A 24,158-nucleotide genomic window follows, 5' to 3' on the forward strand; every position below is an offset into this window, starting at 1 on the left:
CCCCTGCCAACGATGCATTCGTCCGGCCCCCGAGGCTCTCTACCATCGGTCCATCGCCTGTCGTCGGACAGGCCTCGACCAGCAGAGGCTCAGCATGATCTACGCACAACCCGGAACCCCAGGCGCCGTCGTGTCCTTCAAGCCACGCTACGGCAATTTCATCGGCGGCCAGTTCGTGCCGCCGGTGGAAGGCCAGTACTTCACCAACACCTCGCCGGTCAACGGCGAAGTGATCGCCGAATTCCCCCGTTCCAGCGCCGCCGATATCGACAAGGCCCTGGACGCCGCCCATGCCGCCGCCGATGCCTGGGGCAAGACCAGCGCCCAGGACCGTTCGCTGGTGCTGCTGAAGATCGCCGACCGCATCGAGCAGAACCTGGAGATCCTCGCGGTCAGCGAGACCTGGGACAACGGCAAGGCGGTGCGCGAAACCCTCAACGCCGACGTGCCCCTGGCCGCCGACCACTTCCGTTACTTCGCCGGTTGCATCCGCGCCCAGGAAGGCGGCGCCGCGGAGATCAACGAACTGACCACCGCCTACCATTTCCACGAACCTTTGGGCGTGGTCGGGCAGATCATCCCGTGGAACTTCCCGCTGCTGATGGCCGCCTGGAAACTGGCCCCGGCCCTGGCAGCCGGCAACTGCGTGGTGCTCAAGCCCGCCGAGCAGACCCCGCTGTCGATCATGATCTTCGCCGAGCTGATCGCCGACCTGCTGCCGGCCGGTGTGCTGAACATCGTCCAGGGTTTTGGCCGCGAAGCCGGCGAGGCCCTGGCCACCAGCAAGCGCATCGCCAAGATCGCCTTCACCGGCTCGACCCCGGTGGGCTCGCACATCATGAAATGCGCCGCCGAGAACATCATTCCGTCCACCGTGGAACTGGGCGGCAAATCGCCGAACATCTTCTTCGAAGACATCATGCAGGCCGAACCCAAGTTCATCGAAAAGGCCGCCGAAGGCCTGGTGCTGGCGTTCTTCAACCAGGGTGAAGTCTGCACCTGCCCGTCCCGCGCCCTGGTGCAGGAGTCGATCTACGAGCCGTTCATGGCCGAGGTGATGAAGAAGATCGTCAAGATCAAGCGCGGCAACCCGCTGGACACCGAGACCATGGTCGGCGCCCAGGCATCGCAGCAGCAGTACGAGAAGATCCTCTCCTACCTGCAGATCGCCCAGGAGGAGGGCGCCGAGCTGCTCACCGGTGGCGCCGCCGAGCGCCTGGAAGGCGACCTGTCCAGCGGTTACTACATCCAGCCGACCCTGCTCAAGGGCCACAACAAGATGCGCGTGTTCCAGGAAGAAATCTTCGGCCCGGTGGTGGGCGTGACCACCTTCAAGGACGAAGCCGAAGCCCTGGCGATTGCCAACGACAGCGAGTTCGGCCTGGGCGCCGGGCTGTGGACCCGCGACATCAACCGCGCCTACCGCATGGGCCGGGCGATCAAGGCCGGCCGCGTGTGGACCAACTGCTACCACCTGTACCCGGCGCATGCCGCGTTCGGTGGCTACAAGAAATCCGGCGTGGGCCGCGAGACCCACAAAATGATGCTCGACCACTACCAGCAGACCAAGAACCTGCTGGTGAGCTACGACATCAACCCCCTGGGCTTCTTCTAAGGGCAAGAAAGGGCGGGGTAGTTGGGTGCTGCCCCGCTTTGTGTGGCAACGGCGCGACGTCTTGGGTGGACGTCGCGCCGTTTTTTTTAGAGACCCCGATCCCCTCAACTTGCGCCATCCTGTAGCCGCTGCCGAGCCTCGGCGAGGCTGCGCAAAGGCCCGCAGGGCCTTGCCTGACGATCCCTCACCAAACCCGCAGCGCCCTCAAGAACGCTGCGGTCCTTCGTGCCGTTCGCAGCCTGCGGCAGCGGCTACACCAACCTCGGATCGACACCGGCCCTGTAGCCGCTGCTGAGCCCCAGCGAAGCTGCGCAAAGGCCCGCAGGGCCTTGCCTGACGATCCCCTGCCGAACCCGTAGCGGCCTCAAGAACGCTGCGGCCCTTCGTGCCGTTCGCAGCTTGCGGTAGCGGCTACACCAACCTCGGATCGACACCGGCCCTGTAGCCGCTGCTGAGCCCCGGCGAAGCTGCGCAAAGGCCCGCAGGGCCTTGCCTGGCGATCCCCCGCCAAACCCGTAGCGGCCTCAAGACCGCTGCGGCCCTTCGTGCCGTTCGCAGCCTGCGGCAGCGGCTACACGTGCGCCCAGCCCCTACCAACGCACCCCGCCGGCTCGTCCCAAAGTAGCATTCGGCCGTCGCGCGCCCCGTGCATTAATGCCTCTACCGGAATCGTCCGGCACAACAAGAGGATTGACCCCATGTGGCATAAACCCGCGTACACCGATCTGCGCATTGGCTTTGAAGTGACCATGTACTTCGCCAACCGCTGAGCCGTCCCGCTCCGGCCGCTCCTGGTGTTGGCCGGAGTCTTTTGCCCTTCAGGAGCACGTCATGCATATCCGCATTCTCGGTTCCGCGGCCGGCGGCGGTTTTCCCCAGTGGAACTGCAACTGCCGCAACTGCGCCGGGGTGCGCGACGGCAGCCTGCGCGCCCAGCGCCGTACCCAGTCGTCCATCGCCTTGAGCGACCACGGCAACGACTGGATCCTGTGCAACGCCTCGCCGGACATTCGCGCACAGCTGGAGTCCTTCCCGGTGCTGCAACCGGCCCGGCACTTGCGCGACACCGCCCTGGCTGGGGTGATCCTGCTGGACAGCCAGATCGACCACTGCACCGGCCTGCTCAGCCTGCGCGAAGGCTGCCCGCATCAGGTCTGGTGCACCGAGATGGTCCATCAGGACCTGTGCAGCGGCTTCCCCCTGTTCACCATGCTCAGCCACTGGAACGGTGGCTTGCAGTGGCAGCCCATCCACCTCGATGGCCGCGAATTCAGCCTGCCGGCCTGCCCAGACCTCGCCTTGCGGGCCATTGCCCTGCGCAGCAGCGCACCGCCGTACTCGCCCCACCGTGGCAACCCGCACCCGGGGGACAACATCGGCCTGTTCATCGAGGACCGGCGCAGCGGCGCCAGCCTGTTCTACGCCCCGGGGCTGGGGCAGGTGGATGAGGCGCTGCTGGAATGGATGGACCGCGCCGACTGCCTGCTGGTGGACGGCACCTTGTGGCGCGACGATGAAATGCGCGTCTGTAGCGTCGGCGACAAGCTGGGCAGCGAGATGGGCCACCTGGCGCAAAGGGGCCCCGGCGGCATGCTCGAGGTGCTGGAGCGCTTTCCCCGGGCGCGCAAGGTGCTGATCCACATCAACAACACCAACCCGATCCTCGACGAAGACTCCGCCGAACGCGCCGAGCTGACCCGCCGCGGCATCGAAGTGGCGCATGACGGCCTGGACATCCATCTCTGACGCCACCCGGTCCCTGTAGCCGCTGCCGAGCCTGCGAGGCTGCGCAAAGGCCCGCAGGGCCTTGCCTGACGATCTCCCGCCACACCCGCAGCGGCCTCAAGAGCGCTGCGGCCCTTCGTGCCGTTCGCAGCCTGCGGCAGCGGCTACACCAACCTCGGATCGGCACTGGCCCTGTAGCCCTGTAGCCGCTGCTGAGCCACGGCGAAGCTGCGCAAAGGTCCGCAGGACCTTGCCTGGCGATCACCCGCCAAACCCGCAGCGGCCTCAAGAACGCTGCGGCCCTTCGTGCCGTTCGCAGCCTGCGGCAGCGGCTACACCAACCTCGGATCGGCACTGGCCCTGTAGCCCTGTAGCCGCTGCTGAGCCACGGCGAAGCTGCGCAAAGGTCCGCAGGACCTTGCCTGGCGATCTCCCGCCACACCCGCAGCGGCCTCAAGGGCGCTGCGGCCCTTCGTGCCGTTCGCAGCCTGCGGCAGCGGCTACAGGGCCTGCGAGGCTGCGAAGTCCGCCGATGGTCGGATTGCTTTCAGCAACGGATGCTTTAGGCTGGCGTTCTCCTTTCAGAACAATAAGAAAACAGGCTTCCGTCATGAGCCAGAATCTCAGTCTGCTGCGCAAGTTCGTGTCTCCGGAAATCATCTTTGGTGCCGGTTGCCGGCATAACGTCGGCAACTATGCGAAGACCTTCGGCGCGCGCAAGGTCCTGGTGGTCAGCGACCCCGGGGTGATCGCCGCCGGTTGGGTCGCCGATGTCGAGGCCAGTCTCCAGGCCCAGGGTGTCGACTATTGCCTGTACAGCCAGGTGTCGCCCAACCCGCGGGTGGAGGAGGTGATGCAGGGCGCTGAGGTCTACCGCGAAAACGCCTGCGATGTGATCGTCGCCGTCGGCGGCGGCAGCCCGATGGACTGCGGCAAGGGCATCGGCATCGTGGTGGCCCACGGGCGCAGCATCCTGGAGTTCGAAGGGGTGGACATGATCCGCGTGCCGAGCCCGCCCTTGATCATGATTCCCACCACCGCCGGCACCTCGGCGGACGTCTCGCAGTTCGTGATCATCTCCAACCAGCAGGAACGGATGAAGTTCTCCATCGTCAGCAAGGCGGTGGTGCCGGATGTGTCGCTGATCGACCCGGAAACCACTCTGGGCATGGACCCGTTTCTTTCTGCCTGCACCGGCATCGACGCCCTGGTGCATGCCATCGAGGCCTTTGTTTCCACCGGTCACGGGCCGCTCACCGATCCCCATGCCCTGGAAGCCATGCGCCTGATCAACGGCAACCTGGTGCAGATGATCGCCAACCCCGGCGACATCGCCCTGCGCGAGCAGATCATGCTCGGCAGCATGCAGGCCGGGCTGGCGTTCTCCAACGCGATTCTCGGCGCGGTGCATGCCATGTCCCACAGCCTGGGAGGCTTTCTCGACCTGCCTCACGGGCTGTGCAACGCGGTGCTGGTGGAGCATGTGGTGGCCTTCAACTACAGCTCGGCGCCGGAGCGCTTCAAGGTAATTGCCGAGACCTTCGGCATCGACTGCCGCGGGCTCAACCAGCGGCAGATCTGCGGGCGCCTGGTGGAGCACCTGATCGCCCTCAAGCACGCCATCGGTTTCCACGAAACCCTGAGCCTGCATGGGGTCAGCAGCAGCGACATTCCGTTCCTCTCGCAGCATGCGATGGACGATCCGTGCATCCTCACCAACCCTCGCGAATCCAGCCAGCGTGATGTCGAGGTGGTGTATGGCGAGGCCCTCTGACGAACAGCAACGGGCCCTGGCGGGGCTTTTGGGGCTGGGCAATCACTCGGCGCGCAAGAGTCACTACCCGGAACTGGCGGCGCGCCTGGAAGACCTGGAAACCGAGCGCAACCGCTACAAGTGGCTGTTCGAGCATGCGGTGCACGGGATCTTCCAGGCCAGCCTGCAGGCCGGCCTGCGCGCGGCCAACCCGGCCCTGGCGCGCATGCTGGGCTATCAGGACCCGCAGGAAGTGCTGTTCTCCCTGGCCGACCTGGCGGGCAATCTGTTCGTGGGCGGTGCCGCGGAACTGGCCGCCATCGGCGAGCAGCTGCAGCGCCAGCGCAGCCTGTTGGGTTATGAAACCCAGTTGCGGCGCAAGGACGGCAGCAGCATCGACGTGCTGATGAACCTGCTGCTCAAGCCGGATCAGGATGGGCTGGTGGAAGGTTTTGTCGCCGACATCACCGAACGCAAGCTGGCCCAGCAGCGCCTGGAGCAGCTCAACGACCAGTTGGAGCAGCGCGTGGCGGCGCGCACCGATGAGCTGCTGGAGGCCAACCGCAACCTGCAACAGCAGATCGCCCGGCGCGAGCGCATCGAGCGCGACCTGCGCGAGGCCCGGGACGCCGCCGAGGCGGCCAATCGCAGCAAGGACAAGTACCTGGCCGCCGCCAGCCACGACCTGCTGCAACCCTTGAATGCCGCGCGCCTGCTGATCTCCACCTTGCGCGAGCGGCGCCTGCCGGCGGCCGAGCAACTGCTGGTGGAGCGCACCCACCAGGCCCTGGAAGGCGCCGAGGACCTGCTCACCGATCTGCTGGACATCTCCAAGCTCGACCAGGCGGCGGTCAAGCCGGACCCTGCGGTCTATCGCCTGGATGAGTTGCTCGCGCCGCTGGTCTCGGAGTTCCAGTCGGTGGCCGAGGCGGCGGGCCTGGAGCTGCGGGTGCGCTTTGGCGACTTTGCCCTGTTCACCGACCTGCGGCTGATGACGCGGATTCTGCGCAACTTCCTCAGCAATGCCTGCCGCTACACCGAGCGCGGCAGCATCCTGCTGGCGGCGCGGCGTCGCGGCGATCAGCTGCGGCTGGAGGTGTGGGACACCGGGCGCGGCATTGCCGCCGACCGCCTGGAATCGATCTTCCTCGAATTCAATCAGCTGGACGTGGGCCGTGCCGCCGACCGCAAAGGGGTGGGCCTGGGGCTGGCGATCGTCGAGCGCATCGCCAAGATTCTCGGTTACCGGGTGCAGGTGCAGTCGCGGCCGGGGCGGGGCTCGCGGTTCAGCATCGAGGTGCCCCTGGCGGACCGGGTGCCATTGCCCATCAGTTTGCAGGCACCGCAGCCGGGCACCGGCAACCCGCTGCCGGGGCGGCGTCTGCTGGTGCTGGACAACGAGCTGAACATCCTTGAGAGCATGGCCGCGCTGCTCGGGCAGTGGGGCTGCGAAGTGCTCACCGCCACCGATCAGGCGGCCGCCCTGGCGGTGCTTCAGGGCCGGGCGCCGGAGCTGATCCTGGCGGATTTTCACCTGGATCACGGGGTCACCGGCTGCCAGGTGGTGCAGCAGTTGCGCGAGCACTTCCAGCAGCCGCTGCCGGCGGTGATCATTACCGCCGACCGCAGCGACCAGTGTCGCCGGGCCTTGCAGCAACTGGGCGCGCCGTTGCTCAACAAGCCGGTGAAGCCGGGCAAGCTGCGGGCCGTGCTCAGCCAGTTGCTGGGCTAGGGCCGGGCCGGTTCCATGGGGCATCCGAGGAGGGGGCGCTCGGGTGCGGGGCTTCTGGCATGGGGGCAGGCTTGCGGCTAAGATGCCGCTCTTTTTTTCAAGGACGAAGCCGGCTCCTGCGCCAGCGCGCCGGGCCGCCGTTGACCCATCGATGAAACCCCTGTCCTCGTATCACCCGCTGCTGTACTGGCTGCGGGTGCGCCAGAAGCGCCTGATGCGCCACCTGGCCTGGCGCTGTTCCGGGCGCCGTTACGCCCGGCCCGAGGCCGGCAGCCCGCGCTTGCCCCATCGGTTGATCAAGCACACTTCGAAACTGATCCGCACCCTGGGCGACTCCGACCTGGCGCTGCAGCACAACAAGGTGATCAACCTCAAGCTGGCGGTGGCCTGCATCGATGGCGTGCGCATCGCCCCCGGCGAGTATTTTTCCTTCTGCAAGCTGGTGGGCCGACCCAGTCGCCGGCGCGGTTTTGTCGAAGGCATGGAGCTGTCGTTCGGCGAGGCCCGCAGCGGCATCGGCGGTGGCATCTGCCAACTGAGCAACCTGATTCACTGGATGGCGCTGCATTCGCCGCTTGAGGTGGTGGAGCGGGCCAACCACAGCTTCGACCCGTTCCCCGACGAGGGCCGGGTGCTGCCCTTCGGTTCCGGTGCGGCGATCTTCTACAACTACATCGATCTGGTGCTGTACAACCCCGGGCCGCAGACCTTGCAGCTCAAGCTGCTGGTCGGCGCGCAGCAACTGGAGGGCGAGCTGCTCTGCGAGCGGCCGCGGGAGTATCGCTATCACGTCTACCAGCGGGCCCATCGCTTTGTGCGCGAGGGCGCCCGGGTGTACCGCGAAAACCAGATCTGGCGCGACATTCGCACCAAGGGCCAGGACGCCCAGCTGCTGCGCCAGGAGTGCCTGTATCGCAACCGGGTGCTGGTCAAGTACCCGGTGGCCGAGGCGCTGCTCGATCAGCCGGCGCCGGGCTCAGATGATGCCCAGCATCCACAGTAGGCCCAGGTAGACCGCGGCGCCGCCCAGGGGCCAGACCACCAGCAGGCGGGTCTGGCTGAAGAACGCTGGCGCGGGCTCCACCCGGGTCGACTCCTCCAGCTGTTGCAGGGTTCTGGCGGGCACGCCGTCCTCGACCGGGGCGTTGAGCTGGGCCTCGATCAGCGGTTCCACGGCCTCGACCTTGCGCATCAGCGTCCGGCCCGAGGCGAACAGGGCGGCGCCGACGAAGATCAGCAGGTAGATCACCAGGAATTTCCAGTGGGAGGAGTAGCTCAGGTCGATGAAGCTGGGGGTCGGGCTGTTGTCCCAGAACCAGTCCAGGGCCCGGGTGTTTTCCGAGACCATCAGGGTGAACTGCTGAATCGGGCGGTTGATGGTGCTCGCCATGGCGGTGTAGCTGTCCAGGCGCCAGTGGAGCATTTTCAGGGTGGAGAACAGCGTGGAGATCAGTGCGCCGGTGAACATCAATGCGCCTGCGCCAATCTGCAGCCGGTACTTCAATTGGGCCTGGGTGTAGTTCATCTGTGCGTCCTGCCATGAAGAAAGTGGCGCAATACTATATTTCACCGGCACGGGCCGATAGGGGCGGTGCTGCTCAGGCTATCCTTGGCTCCCTCTCTACTCGGACGAATCAGCCCATGCTGCAGGTACAAGGCGTCTTCAAGAGTTACCCCACGCCCCAAGGCCCGCTGGCGGTGCTGCAGGGCGTGGACCTGCAGCTGCGGCACGGCAGCAGCCTGGCGCTGATGGGCGAGTCGGGCAGTGGCAAGAGCACCTTGCTGCACCTGATCGCCGGGCTCGACCGGGTCGACGCCGGCAGCATCCGCATCGGCGGGCAGCACCTGGAGCAGATGACCGAGGGCCAGCGCGCCGACTGGCGACGCACTGAAGTGGGCCTGGTGTTCCAGCAGTTCAACCTGATCAGCAGCCTGCGGGTGGAAGACAACCTGAGCTTCCAGGCGCGCCTGGCCGGGCGCCTCGATCCGCTGTGGCAGGCGCAGCTGGTGGCGCGCCTGGGCCTGGGGGACCTGCTGCGGCGCTATCCGGAGCAGCTCTCCGGCGGCCAGCAGCAACGGGTTGCCCTGGGCCGGGCCCTGGCGGCGAAACCCGGGTTGCTGCTGGCGGACGAACCCACTGGCAGCCTCGACGAGGCCACCAGCGACGAGGTGCTGGATTTGCTCCTGGAGCTGTTGGCCGACAGCCCCACCAGCCTGTTGATGGTCACCCACAGCCAGCGAGTGGCCAGCCGCCTGCAACAGACGGTGGTGCTGCATCGCGGCCGTCTGGCCGACCCGGTCGGGGGTTGAGATGCGGGTCTTGGTGACGGCCCTGCAGGCGTTGCTGAGTCATTGGCGCCAGCATCCGGTGCAGTTCTTCAGCGTGCTCACCGGGCTGTGGCTGGCCACCAGCCTGTTGACCGGCGTGCTGGCCCTCAACAGTCAGGCCCGGGACAGTTATGCGCGGGCCAGCCAGCTGATCGGCGGCGAGCCCCAGGCCAGCCTGAGCAGCCCCAGTGGAGCCAGTGTCGCCCAGCAGTGGTTCGTCGACCTGCGTCGTGCCGGCTGGCCGGTGTCGCCGGTGCTGCAGGGGCGCCTGCAGGTGCCGGGACATGACGACCTGTCCCTGCAAGTGCTGGGCATCGAGCCGTTGTCGCTGCCTGCCGGTGCTGCGGTGGCCGGGCAGACGCTGGCGCTGCAGCAGAGGGTCGAATTCATCAGCCCGCCAGGGATGACCTGGGTGGCGCCGCAGACCCTGGCCAGCCTGGGCTGGCAACCGGGCGAGCAACCCTCGGCACTCAACGGCCAGCGCTTGCCGCCGCTGCGGGTGCAGGCGGACATGGCCCCGGGCGTGTTGTTGATGGACATCGGCTTTGCCCAGCAGGTGCTGGGCCAGCCCGGGCAGTTGAGCCGGCTGTTGCTGCCCAAGGCGTTTGCCGCCAGCGCGCCGCCGTTGCCCGAGGCCCTGAGGGGGCAACTGGTGTTGCGCCAGGGGCAGGCACAGAGCGATCTGGCGCGCCTGACCGAGAGCTTTCACCTGAACCTGGATGCCCTGGGGTTCCTGTCCTTCGTGGTCGGGCTGTTTATTGTGCATGCCGCCATCGGCCTGGCCCTGGAACAGCGGCGTGGCTTGCTGCGCACCTTGCGGGCCTGCGGGGTCAGTGCGCGTGTGCTGATCCTCTGCCTGAGCGTCGAACTGGGCGGCTTGGCGCTGCTGGGCGGAGTGGCGGGGGTGGTCAGCGGCTACCTGCTGGCCGGTGTGTTGCTGCCGGACGTGGCCGCCAGCCTGCGGGGCTTGTACGGCGCGCAAGTGGCGGGGCAGTTGAGCCTGAGTCCCGGGTGGTGGTTCAGCGGTATCGGCCTGAGTCTGTTGGGCGCCTTGCTGGCCGGTGGCGCCAGCCTGCTGCGGGCGGCGCGCCTGCCGCTGCTGGCCCTGGCCAATCCCCAGGCCTGGCACCAGGCCCATGCTCGCTGGTTGCGGCGCCAGGGTTGGATCGCTTGCCTGGCCTTGCTGGTGGCGCTGCTGGCGTGGCGCTGGGGCGACAGTCTGGGCAGTGGGTTCGTGCTGATGGCGGCCTTGCTGCTGGCGGCCGCCCTGGGCCTGCCGGTGCTGCTCAACGCGGTGCTGGGCGGTTTGCTGGGGCGCAGCCGCGGGGTGTTGGCGCAGTGGTTTCTCGCCGATTGCCGGCAGCAGTTGCCAGCCCTGAGCCTAGCCTTGATGGCCTTGCTCCTGGCCCTGGCGGCGAACATCGGCGCCGGCAGCATGACCGCCGGTTTTCGCCAGACCTTCACTGACTGGCTGGAGCAGCGCTTGAGCGCCGAGCTCTACGTCAATCCGCAATCCCCCGAGCAGGCCCGGCAACTGCGCGACTGGCTGGCGCAGCAGCCCCAGGTGACGGCGCTGTTGCCCAGCTGGCAAGTGACGTTGCAGATCCAGGGCTGGCCGGCGGACCTGTACGGGGTGGTCGAGCATGACAGCTACCGTGAGCACTGGCCGTTGCTGGAGGCGGCGGGCGCCGATCCCTGGGCGCAATTGGCGAGCCAGGACAGCCTGATGCTCAGCGAGCAGTTGGCCCGGCGGCTCAGGCTGCGGGTCGGCGATCGCCTGGAACTGCCGGTGCCGCAAGGGCAGTGGGCACCGCAGGTGGTGGGGATCTACGCCGATTACGGCAATCCCCGGGGGCACCTGCTGGTGAACGTCGAGCACCTGCTGCGGCACTGGCCGGACCTGACGCCAAACCGTTTCAACCTGCGCCTTGCGCCAGCGGCGGTGCCGGCGCTGATCGGCGAGATGCAACGGCAATTTCACCTGGATGACAGTCGGGTCATCGATCAGGCCCGGCTCAAGGGCTGGTCGCAACAGGTCTTCGAGCGTACCTTTGCCGCCACTGCGGCCCTCAACAGCCTGACCCTGGGGGTGTCTGGGGTGGCGTTGTTCATCAGCCTGCTGACCCAGAGCCAGAGCCGCCTGGGCCAGTTGGCGCCACTCTGGGCCCTGGGTGTGGGGCGGCGTCAGTTGCTGCTGCTGAACCTGGCCCAGACCTGGCTGCTGGCCTTGCTCACCCTGGTCCTGGCGCTGCCCTTGGGCATCGTCCTGGCCTGGTGCCTGGACAGCGTGATCAATGTCCAGGCCTTTGGCTGGCGCCTGCCGTTGCGAGTGTTTCCCGGGCAGTTGCTGCAATTGCTGGGGCTGGCGATGCTGGCGACCCTGCTGGCTTCGGCCTGGCCGCTGCTTCGCCTGTACCGTGCGCAACCGGCGGATCTGCTGAGGAGCTTTGCCCATGAAGACTGAGCCCGTGTGCCGCGGCCTGCTTGCGCTGTGGTTGGTGTTGTCCTTGGCCGGTTGCGACCAGGACGCCGCGGCGCCCCAGGGGTTCGCCGGGCTGGGCAATGAGGCCGCGGCCTTCGCCCCGGTGCTGCCGGGGCGCAGGTTCAGCTTTCCTGCCGATCATGGTCCCCACGACGGTTTTCGCATCGAGTGGTGGTACCTCACCGCCGACCTCAAGGACGCGGAGGGGCGACGCTTCGGTGTGCAGTGGACGCTGTTTCGCAGCGCCTTGCGCGCCGCGCCAGAGCAGCCCGGCTGGAGTGCGCCGCTGGTCTGGCTGGGGCACGCGGCGGCCACTTCGGCCAGCAGCCATCATGCCGCCGAGCGTTATGCCCGGGGCGGGGTGGGGCAGGCCGGGGTCACGGCGCAGCCGTTCCAGGCCTGGATCGATGACTGGCGCTTCGACAGCCTGTCCAGCAGCGACAATCCCTTGGCACGGATGCAGGTGCAGGCCAGCGGACCGGGGTTTGCCTATCGGTTGCAACTGTCCAGCAGCCGGCCCCTGGTGCTGCAGGGCGAGGGTGGCTACAGCCGCAAATCCGATCAGGGGCAGGCGTCCTATTACTACAGCCAGCCGTTTTTCCAGGCCACGGGTCAGTTGCAGATCGATGGCCAGCGTTACGAGGTCAGCGGCCCGGCCTGGCTCGACCGCGAGTGGAGCAGTCAGCCCCTGGCGGCCGACCAGAGCGGTTGGGACTGGTTTTCCCTGCATCTGGACAGCGGCGAGCGGCTGATGCTGTTCCGGGTCCGGCAGGACGGTCACGCGCCCTATATCACCGGCACCTGGATCAATGCCGACGGCAGCACCCAGAGCCTGGGACGGGAGCAGATCCGCATGACGGCGCTGGACACTGCCCTGGTCGAGGGACGGCGCCTGCCGATCGCCTGGCAATTGAACATCCCCGACAAGGGGCTGGACATCAGGACCCGGGCCTTGAATCCCCAGTCCTGGATGCAACTGAGCATTCCCTACTGGGAAGGGCCGGTCACGCTGGAGGGCAGCCACGGCGGCAGCGGCTATCTGGAGATGACCGGCTATTGAGGGTGGCCGGCTCGCGCCGGCGCGGCGGGTGGCAGTGCCGATCGCTGCAGTTTTATTCAGATTCGGCCCACGGACATTCCCGGGTAGTTGCACTAGAATGCCAAGCGTTCGCCCGGTGCAAGGGCTCTTTACCGGTGCATGGATTGCCAAGGCCAGAGCACTGGGCGGACACCTTTCCCTGTCGCGCTCGGCGATGTTCCTGCTTCATCCTTCCTTGCTTGCGCCTTCTTCGGTTTCGCCCGAGCGACGCTCAAAGTGCCAGCGGTTGCAGACTCACCTGACGGGCCAGCAGGCTGACGAATCCCGGCCGTGGCGGGGTGCGTCCCTGCACGCTCAGCAGGATGATGGAGGCGCCCATGGCCAGGGCCGCGCCACCGTCCTCGTCCACCTGGAGCAATTGCCCGGTGATGTGCAGTCCGTCCTTGTCCCGAGCCATTCGCGGCTCAGGCCCGGTGCCGGCCCACAGGTTGTGCTGCCAGCGGAACTCATCCTCCAGACTCAGCTCCACCTCGTGCTCCTGGGCAACCTGGGGCGGGGCTCCCAGCCATTGGCCCCGGCCTTCACCGAAAGCACAGCTGAAGTCGACCCACAATGCTGACGACGGGTCGCTGTGGAGGGCGGTGAGGGTGATGCGCATGTCAGGTGTTTCCGTTGTCGAGAGGCAAGGGCGCGCGGTCCATGGACCGGTCAGGCGACAAGGCTGCAGGGAGCGGCAGCGCCTGGCAAGTTGCCCGAGGCTTTTTATTGCGCTGTTGCACGGCAGGGGCACAGAATGCCCCCCGGCCCGACCGGGCCGCCGGTGAATGGGCCATGTGCTGGAGATTAGGGATTGATCTGGTTGAAGCGTTTTCTGATGGCGATGGGCGGGCTGGCGCTGGTGCTGATTGCACTGTACGTGGCCTTGATGGACTTCACCAAGGCGCCGGCACGTGGGCTGGCCGAGCACCCCAATGCCCTGTGGCAGGGCGCGGCCGATGGTGGGCATTACATTGAAATCACCCGCACCGAGCCGCCTTATTACTTTGTGCAGGTGCGTTATGACAGTGGTCAGTTGTGGGATGAGGGCTGGCTTAAATATGAAGGGCGCGACGGTGAAACTTTGAGCGTCAATGAAGTACTCGCATTCGACGGCGATGGGGTGATCTACCTGCAATTGCGCAAAGTGCTGAGCGCGGATAAGTCGGCGGCCCATTGACGGCGCTCGGTGCGGCAGGGGTGAGCGAGCCAGGCGGGGCGGCGCGATTAATACCACTTGTTGCATAAAACTGAATACAACTGTGCAAGAAGTTGCGCATAAGAACTTAAATATATTTGTATTAGAGGTTTATCAGTCTATATAGGAAAAATCCTATATTTTTGCCTGGGGTGTTCCGTTAGGGTTTTGCCACCTGAATGGATATCCGGTAGTTCCAGTGCGCACTTTGTTTCCCACCTTTGTCAGACTTTTCTTCAAAGAGCGTAATCAGCGCTTTTGTCTGAGCGGCGTGGCGGGCATGGAAAGTGGCCAGCCATGAGCTACTCCCGCAAGTTGTATTCCCATCACCTCAAACTCGCCCAGTCCCCTGTGCACGAGCACAGTTTCGCCGGCGAAGACGTACGCTTCTCCAACGAGTACGAAGCCCTGGAAAACGAGCTGGGCAAAGCCCAGTCGCTGCATGCCAACGGTCAGGTCGACTGGCTGAAGGTCCAGGAGCAAAGCGAAGCCCTGTTGCATCATCAATCCAAGGATCTGCGGGTCGCCGCCTGGCTGACCTGGGCCCTGCATCAGCGTGAGTCTTTCCCAGGCCTGCTGGCGGGCCTGGGGCTGTTGCGCCACCTGTGCGAACACCATTGGGAGCAGGTGCATCCGGCCAAGCCGCGCACCCGTGCCGCGGCGGTCGCCTGGCTGGTGCCGCGCCTGCAGGAAGCCCTCGACGACGATGTGCCGATCAAGGAGCAGTTGCCGCTGTTCCGCCGCCTGGTGGAGCAGATTCAGGGGCTGGACGGCATCCTGACCGGGCACCTGGGGGACGAAGCGCCCTTGCTGCTGCCCATCTGCCGGCGTCTGCAGGGCATGGTCACCCGGGCCGCGGACCAGCAGCCGGAACCCGGCGCCGTGGGCAGCGTGGTGGCTCAGGTCAAGCAGGCGGCGGCGCAGCTGTTCACCCCCGGTTCACCCATCGATAACGAAAAGGATGCGCACAAGGCCCTGCGTGACCAGCAGGACAACGCCCGGCCGCTGTGCGCCTGGTGGCTGCGGCAGAAGGCCACCGATCAACGGGCCCTGCGCCTCAATCGCACCCTGATGTGGCTGGCCATCGATGCGGTGCCCGAGCGCAATGCCGAGCAGGTCACCGCCTTGCGCGGGCTGCCGGCGGACAAGCTGCGTCACTACCAGGAACGTTTCGCCCAGGGCCAGTACGCCGATCTGCTGGTGGAGCTGGAGGCGAGTCTGGCCCGGGCGCCGTTCTGGTTCGACGGTCAGCGCATGGTCTGGGAGTGCCTGCAGGAGCTCAATGCCGAGTCGGCCATGCGCGAGGTGGAGTTCCATTTCGCCCTGCTGCTGCAACGCCTGCCCGGGCTGATCGAGCTGCGTTTCCATGACGGCGTGGCCTTTGCCGATCCGGCCACCCGCGCCTGGGTCAGCGCCCAGGTCCTGCCCCATCTGCAAAGTGCCGACGTGCCGCGCAAGGTCGAAGCGGACAGCCAGCTGCCGGCCTGGGAAGAGGCCCTGGAGGAGGTGCTGCCGATCCTGCGCAAGGACGGCCTCAAGGCCGCGGTGCAGGTGCTCAAGCAGGGACTGCAGAACGCCCAGGGTGGGCGGGTGCGGTTCTTCTGGCAGTTGAGCCTGGCGCGCCTGTGTTTCACGGCCAAGAAGTACGAACTGGCCAAGACCCAGCTGGAGACTCTCGACCAGCAGCTGCAGCACTCGGGCCTGCAGGCCTGGGAGCCGCAGCTGGCGCTGGAGGTACTGCAGCTGCTGCACAACTGCTGCGAGCTGTTGCCGCAAAACCACGCGGTGCGCGAACGCAAGGAAGAGGTTTATCGCAGGCTGTGCCATCTCGATCTCGAGGTGGTACTCGAATAGGCCCCAGGGCCAACAACCCAAGGAGAAGTGTCATGGCCAAAGAAGGCTCTGTAGCCCCCAAGGAACGGATCAACGTCACGTTCAAGCCCGCCACCGGCGGCGCCCAGGAAGAGATCGAACTGCCGTTGAAACTGCTGGCGATCGGCGATTACACCCAGCGCCTGGACGAGCGCAAGGTCGAGGATCGCAAACCCATCAGCATCGACAAGATGACCTTTGACGAGGTCCTGGCCAAGCAGGAACTGCGCCTGACCCTGAGCGTGCCCAATCGCCTGCAGGATGACGGCGGCAGCGACGAGCTGGCGGTGCAGCTGCGGGTTGATTCGATGAAGGACTTCAATCCCGCAAGCCTGGTGGAGCAGGTTCCGGAGCTGAAGAAACTCATGGAGCTGCGCGACGCCCTGGTGGCGCTCAAGGGGCCGTTGGGCAACGCGCCGGCCTTTCGCAAAGCCATCGAAGGCGTGCTGGCCGATGAGCAGTCCCGGGACCGGGTCCTGGGTGAACTGGGTCTGAACGCCGCCCCCGCCCTGCAAGACTGAGCCCTCAACCGCCAAGGAAGCTAGAACATGAGTAGCAGTGCCGCACAGCAGAAGCACCAGGACAGCAGTGAATACAGCATCCTCGACAGCATCATTGCCGAGACGCGCCTGACCCCGGATGACGAGGCCTATGACATCGCCAAGCGCGGGGTCTCGGCCTTTATCGAAGAGTTGCTGAAACCGCAGAACAGCGGCGAGCCGGTGAAGAAGGCCATGGTCGATCGGATGATTGCCGAGATCGACGCCAAGCTCAGCCAGCAGATGGACGAGATCCTCCACCATCCCGACTTCCAGTCGCTGGAGTCGGCCTGGCGTGGCCTGCAGTTGCTGGTGGATCGGACCAATTTCCGCGAGAACATCAAGATCGAGATCCTCAACGTCTCCAAGCAGGACCTGCTGGACGACTTCGAGGACTCTCCGGAAGTGATGCAGGCCGGCCTCTACAAACATATCTACACCGCTGAATACGGCCAGTTCGGTGGCCAGCCGGTGGGGGCCATCATCGCCAACTACTTCATGTCCCCCAGCTCGCCGGACGTGAAGCTGATGCAGTACGTGTCCAGCGTGGCCTGCATGTCCCACGCGCCGTTCATTGCCGCGGCGGGGCCGAAGTTCTTCGGCCTGGAAAGCTTTACCGGGCTGCCGGACCTCAAGGACCTGAAGGACCACTTCGAAGGCCCGCAATTTGCCAAGTGGCAGAGCTTCCGCCAGTCCGAGGATGCGCGCTACATCGGCCTGACCCTGCCGCGTTTCCTGTTGCGCAATCCTTACGATCCGGAAGAAAACCCGGTGAAATCCTTCGTCTACAAGGAAAACGTTGCCAACAGTCACGAAGACTACCTGTGGGGCAACACCGCCTACGCCTTCGGCACCCGCCTGACCGACAGCTTTGCCAAGTTCCGCTGGTGCCCGAACATCATCGGCCCGCAGAGCGGCGGCGCGGTGGAGGACCTGCCCCTGCACCACTTCGAGAGCATGGGCGAGATCGAAACCAAGATCCCCACCGAGGTCCTGGTATCCGACCGGCGCGAGTACGAGCTGGCGGAGGAGGGCTTCATCTCCCTGACCATGCGCAAGGGCAGCGACAACGCCGCGTTCTTCTCCGCCAGTTCGGTGCAGAAACCCAAGTTCTTCGGCATCAGCGCCGAGGGCAAGGCCGCGGAGCTCAACTACAAGCTCGGCACCCAGCTGCCCTACATGATGATCGTCAACCGCCTGGCCCATTACCTGAAGGTGCTGCAGCGCGAGCAGCTGGGCTCCTGGAAGGAGCGCACCGACCTGGAGCTGGAACTCAACAAGTGGATCCGCCAGTACGTGGCCGACCAGGAGAACCCCAGCAGCGAAGTGCGTGGCCGGCGTCCGCTGCGTGCGGCGCAGATCATCGTCAGCGACGTCGAGGGCGAACCGGGCTGGTACCGGGTCAGCCTCAACGTGCGGCCGCACTTCAAGTACATGGGGGCGGACTTCACCCTGTCGCTGGTGGGCAAGCTGGACAAGGAATAGGGCAGGAGCCGAGCCATGCGTCGATACGGCAGCCTTTTCGAACGCCTCGGTGGCGAGGCCGAACAGCGCGTCGGCTGGAGTCGCGAAGTGGCCGCCATGGCGTCGGTGGCTGCCCATCTGGCGAAGATGCTCAGCACCCGGGCGGGCAGTGTGCAGACACTGTCCGACTACGGGCTGCCGGATCTCAACGACATGCGCCTGAGCCTGCACGACGCGTTGAGTCAGGCGCGAGAGGCCATCGAAGGCTTTATCGAGACCTATGAGCCCAGGCTGTCCAACGTGCGAGTCAAGCCACTGCCTCGGGACCACGATCCCCTCAAGCTGGCCTTCAGCATCGAAGGCCTGCTGGAGGTGGAAGGGGTCAGGCGCCAGGTGAGCTTCGCCGCGCGGCTGGATGGCAGCGGGCAGGTACGGATCAAGTAAGGAGTGAACAAGGATGTCTGGAAAACCTGCGGCACGGCTCAGCGACCCAACGGCCTGTCCGATTCCCGGGCATGGGGTCAATCCCATTGCCAGTGGCTCGGCGGATGTGCTGTTCGACGGCCTGCCGGCGGCTCGCCAAGGTGACGTGTCGGCCTGTGGCGGTGCCCTGAGCGGCGCCTTGAGCAGCACCGTGTTCATCAATGGTCGGCCAGCCGCCACCCTGGGGTCGCTGGGCAGTCATGGCAACACGGTGATAGGCGGATCAGGGACGGTGATCATTGGCGATACCCATGTCCCGGCACCGTTTGTGGCGCCGTTGCCGGTGCAGATCAATTGGCCGTTCGACCAGCAGTTCGTGGTGCGCTCTAGATCGGGAGCTCCGCTGACAGGGCGTGCCTACACCTTGCTCACTGCCTCGGGCAAGGAGATCAAGGGGGTTACCGATGGGCAGGGGAAAACCGCAAAGATTGCTGCGCAGTCGGCTGAAAGCGTCACGCTTGTGTTTGAGCCCCAATCTTCTCTTGTGATTGCGTGAGGCATGCATATGTCTGATTCGGCTCCGATAACCGCTCAGCTCACGGCCTCGGCCGACATGAAGTGTGCAGAAACGACGGTTGAGGATTTCCAGATCACCGATATCCCTGCGGTGATGCGCACGCTCGGCTGGGTGGAGGCTGCCCGGATCATGCAACGCTGGTTTGATGGCGAGGTTTTCGTCATGAGTCCGGAGGAGAAAAGGGGACGATTAGCAGTAGACAGAATTACTCAAGAGAAACTGTTTGTTGATCTCGATTTTGATTGGTTATCGAGTGCTTCCTCGCACACTGGAGTTCTTGTTGACGAACTGCTAGGGAAGCTATCCAGTGCTAGCCAATACAACGAGATTTTTGGACGTAAGAGAGGTGGGGTAGAGCAACTGACAAAAGGGCTTTTGCAGTTTATGCGGCGAATGCAAAACCTCAATATTCTGGATGTAGAGGGGCAGGATCTGATTGCCGGTTTTCATGACTATAGTCAATTGAATGCCGTTGGGCTGGAGACTACTACACAGGCAAATTTTAGGGAGATTTCTACAGGCCGACTCGACAAAGTCCTTAATCCGCTGGACGACGTTTATGGTGCGTTGGGCGGTTTTACCCTAAAGATTGCAATAACCAAGTTTTCCACGCTACCCAAAACCAAGGGGAGTGCGGCGTTATTGAAAATTCATGAAGTTGGTTGTTATGTGCGTGATACGTATGAGTTTTTGAATGCTGATGAAGATCAACTGTTAGGGTATTGGAACTCTCAAGGTGTTGTTAAGCCAGATCCTATTGAGTATCTGGCTGAGCCCGAATATGTTGTGCGTGGGTCGGTGCGTTATTTTAAAGTGACCAACGATAGCTTTAACTGTTATCGGGCGCAGCATCGCAGAGGAGGTGACCTATTTGTCTACTCCAGCGTGAAGAAGGTCCCGGTATCGATTCTCATCTATCTGTCGGATGCCGATTTTGGTGAGTTCTTGCATCGGACCCAAAGGGCGTAGCTTTCAATGAGGAAATTTATTGGCGTGGCGCGATCTATTTTGTTTGTGATCGTTGGGCTTTTATTGATGTTTCTGCTTGGGCTGAAGGTATATGGCTCTTGGGTAGCTCAGCCATTAAAAAAATATTGGAGCGATTCGGGTAGTTGCTATATCTCCAAGTATGAGCCTGACTACAAGATGATCGGCCTGGTTGGCAGGGTGCTGGAGTTATTGAGTAGTCGGTATTTTTATCGTGTCTATACCAAAGATGATGAACTGCTTAGGACATCCGAATGGTTTTTCTGGATGAGGGAGGGAAATGAGCAGGTTGCCCCCGAATTTTCTGGCGCTACTGTGCTTTACCCGGGAACTGAGGGTTGGGAGTACTGGACGGTTACAGAGTGTCGTTGAGGATTTTGGTATTCAGAGAGGGCTTTCATAGAGTGAGTCATGCTGAAAACTAAAAGAGGGTTAGTGGTTTTCATTGTTTCGGTAGTTGTGCTTCTACTGTTGCTCACCCTAGGGCTCAAGTTAAGAGGTGCGTGGCTGGCTCAACCCAGAGTGAAGGATTGGAACGAGTCGGGCAAATGCTATATAGCAACATATATTCCGGAATACCGATCGATGGGGTTGGTTGGACGCGTTTTTGAATTGTTCAGCAGCAAGAATTTTTATCGGGTTTATACCAAGGAGGGGGAGATGCTTAGAACGTCGGAATGGTATTTATGGATGAGAGAAGGAAGTGAAAATATTGCTCCGGAATTTAATGGTGCTTCCGCGCTATATCCTGGGTCCGAGGGTTGGGAGGGGTGGACTGTCGCGGAGTGTCGTTAAGCACAACGATAAATATGCTCCGGAGTAAAAGGCTTCGCCGAACAGTTCTAGTCGCTGTTGTGTTGGGGAAGGCATTTAGAGTCTTTTTTCTGCGGGTATTTGAAAATGATCATGAGGTAGGGGGCTGGATAAAGTTTGGCTGATGGAGAAGGCTGATTGCCATTTTCATGCCGGAATGGGAACGCTGGATGAATATATTTGTAAGCACTACGCCTTGTGCCCAATTTAAAGATTAGGCTGGATGCTTTTATGTCTTGGTCCAGGGATGCAATAGCGGGTATGGAGTTTGGCAGGGATGAGTGTCAGGCAAGGTCTGGGCGTTGGTGTACACCTTTTGTTTTGTGTGATTTATATATTTTTGCATGACTGTCTTGTCGGTATTTATGTTTCGTTTTATGGAGGGTTTACGTCCCGAGGTATCGCTATCGCCATGACCAGTGGCTTGATGTTTTACCTCTTTGCTTTCATGAATTTTGTAGTTTTTTGTATTTCAGGTTTCAAGTGGAAGCTTGTGGTGATTTTTTTGTTGATGATTTCGATATTTTTTTATTTTTATCCGCGTTATCCCGTGCGCGCGATCGTGTATTCGCTACTTGAGGGAGGGCTGATCATGTTGGCGGTTTTTCTCCGGATCTGGCTGGAAAAGTGGTTGCTTAAAGTTGGGCGCTGAAATCATCAGTCGTTGGGTATCTGAATTTCTGCGCCATTGTCCGGCTGTAGAACGCGGTCGTTTTACGGTTTCAAGTAACACGCGTCGAATCTGAGCAATGACCTCAGTCAGGGTTTTCATGTGCTCGCCCCTTCAACAGTGATCCCAGGCAGGTAAACCATGTCCTTCAACCACTACTACCAAAGCGAACTCACCGCGCTGCGCCAGTTGGGGCGGCGTTTCGCCGAGCGTAGTCCGGCCCTGGCTCCATTTCTCGGGCAGGCCGGGCGGGACCCGGATGTGGAGCGGTTGCTGGAGGGCTTTGCCTTTCTCACCGGGCGTTTGCGGCAGAAGCTCGATGACGAGCTGCCGGAGCTCAGCCATTCGTTGATGCATCTGTTGTGGCCCAACTACATGCGGCCGTTGCCGGCGTTCAGCATCCTGCAGTTCGATCCGTTGCAACGTTCGGGGCCGGCGGTCGGCGTGCCTCGGGACACGCCGGTGGAAAGCCGGCCGATCAACGAGGTGCACTGCCGGTTCCGCACCTGCTATCCCACCGAGGTGCTGCCCCTGGCGCTTTGCGGGTTGACCTATTCGGTCAAGGGCGATGGGGCCTTGCTCAGTTTGCGCCTGGAGATGACCTGCGACGGGCATCTGGGCGAGCTGGAGCTGGGGCGCCTGCGCCTGCATCTGGCCGGTGAGCGCTACATCAGCCAGATGCTCTACCTGAGCCTGTTGCGCAACCTGGCCGGGATCGAGCTGGTGCCGCTGCGTGCCAGTGGCGAGCCGTTGCGCGCAGCCAACGGTGATCCGCTGGCGTTGCAGATCCCAGGCAACAAGGTGCAGCCGGTGGGCTTTGCCGAGGAAGAGGCGTTGATTCCCTATCCGCTGAACACCTTCCGCGGCTATCGCTACCTGCAGGAATATTTTTCCTTCCAGGACAAGTTCCTGTTTGTCGACCTCGGCGGCCTGGAGGTGTTGCGGACGCTGCCGGAGGACAGCCTCAAGCAGGTGCGCGGCCTGGAGCTGCGCTTCGATATCCGCAAGAGCGGTATCCAGCGCCTGCGGCCGACCCTGGACAACGTCAAGCTGTACTGCACCCCCATCGTCAATCTGTTCAAGCACGACGCGCTGCCGATCCGCCTCGACGGCAAGCAGGACGAGTACCTGCTGCTACCGGCGGAATACGACCTGGAAAACTGCGGGGTGTTCTCGGTGGATTCAGTCACCGGCTGGGCCCCGGGCGGGGTCGGCTACCAGGCCTATGTGCCGTTCGAATCCTTCGAGCACGACCCCAGCTTCGACGTGCCCCAGAGCCGTCCGCACTACAGCATCCGCCAGCGTTCGTCCCTGCTCCACGATGGCCTGGACACCTACCTGAGCTTCGCCATTCGCCACACCGAGGCCCAGGAAACCCTGTCCATCGAGCTGACCTGCACCAACCAGAATCTGCCCCGTCAGCTCAAGCTCGGCGACATCGACCAGCCCTGCGAGAACACCCCGGATTTTCTGCGCTTTCGCAACATTACCGCGGCCACTGCCAGCTACGCGCCGCCCCTGAATCGCGATTTCCTGTGGAAGCTGATCAGCAACATGTCCCTCAACTACCTGTCCCTGGCCAACGTCGATGCGCTCAAGGTGATTCTCGAAACCTATGACCTGCCGCGCTACTACGACCAGCACGCCGAACGGGTCAGCAAACGTTTGCTGGGGGGGCTCAAGTCGATCCGTCACGAACACGTCGATCGCCTGCACCGCGGCCTGCCGCTGCGGGGCCTGCGCACCGAGCTGACCATCGACCCGCAAGGCTATATCGGTGAAGGCGACCTGTTCATCTTCGCTTCCGTGCTCAACGAGTTTTTCGCTCTTTACGCCAGCCTCAATTCGTACCACGAGCTGCGGGTAAACAGTACACAAGGAGAGGTGTACCAATGGACGCCACGCATGGGGCTACAGCCCCTGCTTTAAGCGAGCTGTCCCGAGGCATACGGGAGTACTCGCTGTTCCAGGCGGTGATGCTGGTGGTCGATCGACTGCGCGAGGCTCACCCACAGATGAACGACGACGAGCTCTACGATCAGCTGGAGTTCCAGGCCAACCCGAGCCTGGGATTTCCCGGCAGCGACGTCGATCGCGTGGAGTTCTTCGAAGAGCAGGGGCTGTTGCATGCGCGCCTGCGGCTGAACCTGATCGGTCTGTTCGGCTCCGGCTCGCCGCTGCCGGCCTTCTATGGCGAGCAGGCCCTGGGCGACACCGAGGACGGCAACCCGACCCGGCATTTTCTCGATCTGTTCCACCATCGCCTGCAACGGCTGATGCTGCCGATCTGGCGCAAGTACCGCTATCGCGCGAGTTTCTCCAGCGGGGCCCTGGACCCGTTTTCCAGCCAGTTGTTCGCCCTGATCGGCCTGGGCGGCGAGGAGATCCGCCAGGCCCGGGAGCTGAACTGGAAACGCCTGTTGCCCTACCTCGGCCTGCTCAGCCTGCGGGCCCACTCGGCGGCGCTGATCGAGGCGGTGCTGCGTTACTACTTCAAGCATGCGCAGCTGGTGATCGAGCAATGCATCGAGCGCCGGGTGCAGATTCTCACCGAGCAGCGCAACCGCCTGGGCCTGGGCAACAGCGTGCTCGGCGAGGACCTGGTGCTGGGGGAGCGGGTGCGTGATCGCAGCGGCAAGTTCCGCATCCACATCCGCGAGCTCGACTGGCAGCGCTTCCATGAATTCCTGCCGATCGGCTTCGGCTATCAACCGCTCTGCGCCCTGGTGCGTTTCACCTTGCGCGACCCGTTGGACTACGACATCCGCCTGGTACTGCGCCAGGAAGAAATCCGTGAACTGTGCATCGGCGAGCAGAACGCTTGCCGCCTGGGCTGGACCAGCTGGCTGGGACGGGAACGCGCCGATGGCGTGGTGACCCTGGGCAGCCTCTCTCATTAAGGACG

The 24,158-nt window shown here is 63.5% G+C and carries 22 protein-coding genes; 20 read left to right on the plus strand and 2 right to left on the minus strand.

What is annotated here, in order from left to right:
* Positions 1-94: 94 nt before the first annotated feature.
* From exaC to PST29_RS11220, 6 genes are all read left to right on the plus strand, one after another.
* Entirely contained in the window at positions 95-1,615 is a 1,521-nt protein-coding gene (exaC, locus tag PST29_RS11200; protein WP_060838523.1) for an acetaldehyde dehydrogenase ExaC, read from the plus strand.
* Between the two features lie 698 nt (positions 1,616-2,313).
* A complete protein-coding gene (gene pqqA / locus PST29_RS30915) occupies positions 2,314-2,385 on the plus strand; it encodes a pyrroloquinoline quinone precursor peptide PqqA (protein WP_011060521.1) in 72 nt (23 codons plus the stop codon).
* Between the two features lie 61 nt (positions 2,386-2,446).
* Positions 2,447-3,361, plus strand: a complete 915-nt coding sequence (gene pqqB / locus PST29_RS11205; protein WP_060843076.1) for a pyrroloquinoline quinone biosynthesis protein PqqB — start codon at positions 2,447-2,449, stop codon at positions 3,359-3,361.
* A gap of 589 nt (positions 3,362-3,950) precedes the next feature.
* Positions 3,951-5,114, plus strand: a complete 1,164-nt coding sequence (ercA, locus tag PST29_RS11210) for an alcohol dehydrogenase-like regulatory protein ErcA (protein ID WP_060838525.1) — start codon at positions 3,951-3,953, stop codon at positions 5,112-5,114.
* A complete protein-coding gene (locus tag PST29_RS11215; protein WP_060843077.1) occupies positions 5,098-6,825 on the plus strand; it encodes a PAS domain-containing hybrid sensor histidine kinase/response regulator in 1,728 nt (575 codons plus the stop codon). Before ercA ends, PST29_RS11215 begins: the two co-directional genes overlap by 17 nt.
* Before the next feature lie 151 nt (positions 6,826-6,976).
* Positions 6,977-7,828, plus strand: coding sequence for a VanW family protein (locus PST29_RS11220; protein ID WP_060843078.1), 852 nt, complete (start codon positions 6,977-6,979; stop codon positions 7,826-7,828).
* On the opposite strand, the gene PST29_RS11225 is transcribed toward PST29_RS11220, so the two are convergent.
* Positions 7,802-8,350, minus strand: a complete 549-nt coding sequence (locus PST29_RS11225; protein ID WP_060843079.1) for a YniB family protein — start codon at positions 8,348-8,350, stop codon at positions 7,802-7,804. The two genes, PST29_RS11220 and PST29_RS11225, sit on opposite strands and share 27 nt — an antisense overlap.
* 116 nt (positions 8,351-8,466) lie before the next feature.
* Between PST29_RS11225 and PST29_RS11230 the strand changes: the two genes are divergently transcribed.
* From PST29_RS11230 to PST29_RS11240, 3 genes are read left to right on the plus strand one after another with little or no spacing between them, the layout of a single operon-like run.
* The gene (locus tag PST29_RS11230) at positions 8,467-9,135 is read left to right on the plus strand and encodes an ABC transporter ATP-binding protein (RefSeq protein ID WP_060838529.1); all 669 of its coding nucleotides are present in this window, start codon (positions 8,467-8,469) and stop codon (positions 9,133-9,135) included.
* Between the two features lies 1 nt (position 9,136).
* Positions 9,137-11,617, plus strand: coding sequence for an ABC transporter permease (locus PST29_RS11235; protein WP_060843080.1), 2,481 nt, complete (start codon positions 9,137-9,139; stop codon positions 11,615-11,617).
* Complete coding sequence (locus tag PST29_RS11240) at positions 11,607-12,695, plus strand: lipocalin-like domain-containing protein (protein ID WP_060843081.1); 1,089 nt, start codon at positions 11,607-11,609, stop codon at positions 12,693-12,695. The genes PST29_RS11235 and PST29_RS11240 overlap by 11 nt, the downstream gene beginning before the upstream one ends.
* A gap of 250 nt (positions 12,696-12,945) precedes the next feature.
* Here PST29_RS11240 and PST29_RS11245 read toward each other — a convergent pair whose 3' ends face one another.
* Positions 12,946-13,332 carry a hypothetical protein gene (locus PST29_RS11245; protein WP_060843082.1) on the minus strand — a complete coding sequence of 129 codons (387 nt, stop codon included), beginning with the start codon at positions 13,330-13,332 and terminating at the stop codon, positions 12,946-12,948.
* A 201-nt stretch (positions 13,333-13,533) separates the two neighbouring features.
* On the opposite strand from PST29_RS11245, the gene PST29_RS11250 reads away from it, so the two are divergent.
* From PST29_RS11250 to tssG, 11 genes are all read left to right on the plus strand, one after another.
* On the plus strand, positions 13,534-13,890 hold the full coding sequence (locus PST29_RS11250) for a hypothetical protein (protein WP_232513221.1): 357 nt from the start codon (positions 13,534-13,536) through the stop codon (positions 13,888-13,890).
* Between the two features lie 315 nt (positions 13,891-14,205).
* Positions 14,206-15,762, plus strand: a complete 1,557-nt coding sequence (tssA, locus tag PST29_RS11255; RefSeq protein ID WP_060843084.1) for a type VI secretion system protein TssA — start codon at positions 14,206-14,208, stop codon at positions 15,760-15,762.
* Between the two features lie 32 nt (positions 15,763-15,794).
* Positions 15,795-16,301 carry a type VI secretion system contractile sheath small subunit gene (gene tssB, locus PST29_RS11260; RefSeq protein ID WP_060843085.1) on the plus strand — a complete coding sequence of 169 codons (507 nt, stop codon included), beginning with the start codon at positions 15,795-15,797 and terminating at the stop codon, positions 16,299-16,301.
* A gap of 27 nt (positions 16,302-16,328) precedes the next feature.
* Positions 16,329-17,804 (plus strand): type VI secretion system contractile sheath large subunit, encoded by a 1,476-nt coding sequence (gene tssC, locus PST29_RS11265; RefSeq protein WP_016965107.1) that lies wholly within the window; start codon positions 16,329-16,331, stop codon positions 17,802-17,804.
* Positions 17,805-17,819: 15 nt separating this feature from the next.
* Entirely contained in the window at positions 17,820-18,227 is a 408-nt protein-coding gene (gene tssE / locus PST29_RS11270) for a type VI secretion system baseplate subunit TssE (RefSeq protein ID WP_060843086.1), read from the plus strand.
* Between the two features lie 13 nt (positions 18,228-18,240).
* Complete coding sequence (locus PST29_RS11275) at positions 18,241-18,762, plus strand: PAAR domain-containing protein (RefSeq protein ID WP_060843087.1); 522 nt, start codon at positions 18,241-18,243, stop codon at positions 18,760-18,762.
* A gap of 9 nt (positions 18,763-18,771) precedes the next feature.
* A complete protein-coding gene (locus tag PST29_RS11280; RefSeq protein ID WP_060843088.1) occupies positions 18,772-19,752 on the plus strand; it encodes a DUF6402 family protein in 981 nt (326 codons plus the stop codon).
* A 6-nt stretch (positions 19,753-19,758) separates the two neighbouring features.
* Positions 19,759-20,142, plus strand: coding sequence for a hypothetical protein (locus PST29_RS11285; protein ID WP_148659620.1), 384 nt, complete (start codon positions 19,759-19,761; stop codon positions 20,140-20,142).
* Between the two features lie 718 nt (positions 20,143-20,860).
* Positions 20,861-21,235 (plus strand): hypothetical protein, encoded by a 375-nt coding sequence (locus PST29_RS11290; protein WP_060843090.1) that lies wholly within the window; start codon positions 20,861-20,863, stop codon positions 21,233-21,235.
* A 159-nt stretch (positions 21,236-21,394) separates the two neighbouring features.
* Positions 21,395-23,182 carry a type VI secretion system baseplate subunit TssF gene (gene tssF, locus PST29_RS11295; protein ID WP_060843091.1) on the plus strand — a complete coding sequence of 596 codons (1,788 nt, stop codon included), beginning with the start codon at positions 21,395-21,397 and terminating at the stop codon, positions 23,180-23,182.
* Positions 23,146-24,153 carry a type VI secretion system baseplate subunit TssG gene (gene tssG, locus PST29_RS11300; protein WP_060843092.1) on the plus strand — a complete coding sequence of 336 codons (1,008 nt, stop codon included), beginning with the start codon at positions 23,146-23,148 and terminating at the stop codon, positions 24,151-24,153. The genes tssF and tssG overlap by 37 nt, the downstream gene beginning before the upstream one ends.
* Positions 24,154-24,158: the final 5 nt, after the last annotated feature.

The sequence above is a fragment of the Pseudomonas sp. St29 genome, from assembly GCF_001547915.1.
In the GTDB taxonomy this organism is placed as follows: Bacteria; Pseudomonadota; Gammaproteobacteria; order Pseudomonadales; family Pseudomonadaceae; genus Aquipseudomonas.

Excerpts from the sequence above, each read along its gene's own strand:
- tssF (WP_060843091.1), top strand. The coding sequence starts at position 21,395 with ATGTCCTTCAACCACTACTACCAAAGCGAACTCACCGCGCTGCGCCAG.
- tssG (WP_060843092.1), top strand. The coding sequence starts at position 23,146 with ATGGACGCCACGCATGGGGCTACAGCCCCTGCTTTAAGCGAGCTGTCC.
- PST29_RS11285 (WP_148659620.1), top strand. The coding sequence starts at position 19,759 with ATGAGGAAATTTATTGGCGTGGCGCGATCTATTTTGTTTGTGATCGTT.
- PST29_RS11230 (WP_060838529.1), top strand. The coding sequence starts at position 8,467 with ATGCTGCAGGTACAAGGCGTCTTCAAGAGTTACCCCACGCCCCAAGGC.
- PST29_RS11225 (WP_060843079.1), bottom strand. The coding sequence starts at position 8,350 with ATGAACTACACCCAGGCCCAATTGAAGTACCGGCTGCAGATTGGCGCA.
- PST29_RS11240 (WP_060843081.1), top strand. The coding sequence starts at position 11,607 with ATGAAGACTGAGCCCGTGTGCCGCGGCCTGCTTGCGCTGTGGTTGGTG.
- tssC (WP_016965107.1), top strand. The coding sequence starts at position 16,329 with ATGAGTAGCAGTGCCGCACAGCAGAAGCACCAGGACAGCAGTGAATAC.
- PST29_RS11235 (WP_060843080.1), top strand. The coding sequence starts at position 9,137 with ATGCGGGTCTTGGTGACGGCCCTGCAGGCGTTGCTGAGTCATTGGCGC.
- PST29_RS11215 (WP_060843077.1), top strand. The coding sequence starts at position 5,098 with ATGGCGAGGCCCTCTGACGAACAGCAACGGGCCCTGGCGGGGCTTTTG.
- PST29_RS11275 (WP_060843087.1), top strand. The coding sequence starts at position 18,241 with ATGTCTGGAAAACCTGCGGCACGGCTCAGCGACCCAACGGCCTGTCCG.
- PST29_RS11290 (WP_060843090.1), top strand. The coding sequence starts at position 20,861 with ATGAGTGTCAGGCAAGGTCTGGGCGTTGGTGTACACCTTTTGTTTTGT.
- PST29_RS11280 (WP_060843088.1), top strand. The coding sequence starts at position 18,772 with ATGTCTGATTCGGCTCCGATAACCGCTCAGCTCACGGCCTCGGCCGAC.
- tssA (WP_060843084.1), top strand. The coding sequence starts at position 14,206 with ATGAGCTACTCCCGCAAGTTGTATTCCCATCACCTCAAACTCGCCCAG.
- PST29_RS11220 (WP_060843078.1), top strand. The coding sequence starts at position 6,977 with ATGAAACCCCTGTCCTCGTATCACCCGCTGCTGTACTGGCTGCGGGTG.
- ercA (WP_060838525.1), top strand. The coding sequence starts at position 3,951 with ATGAGCCAGAATCTCAGTCTGCTGCGCAAGTTCGTGTCTCCGGAAATC.
- tssB (WP_060843085.1), top strand. The coding sequence starts at position 15,795 with ATGGCCAAAGAAGGCTCTGTAGCCCCCAAGGAACGGATCAACGTCACG.
- exaC (WP_060838523.1), top strand. The coding sequence starts at position 95 with ATGATCTACGCACAACCCGGAACCCCAGGCGCCGTCGTGTCCTTCAAG.
- pqqB (WP_060843076.1), top strand. The coding sequence starts at position 2,447 with ATGCATATCCGCATTCTCGGTTCCGCGGCCGGCGGCGGTTTTCCCCAG.
- tssE (WP_060843086.1), top strand. The coding sequence starts at position 17,820 with ATGCGTCGATACGGCAGCCTTTTCGAACGCCTCGGTGGCGAGGCCGAA.
- PST29_RS11245 (WP_060843082.1), bottom strand. The coding sequence starts at position 13,332 with ATGCGCATCACCCTCACCGCCCTCCACAGCGACCCGTCGTCAGCATTG.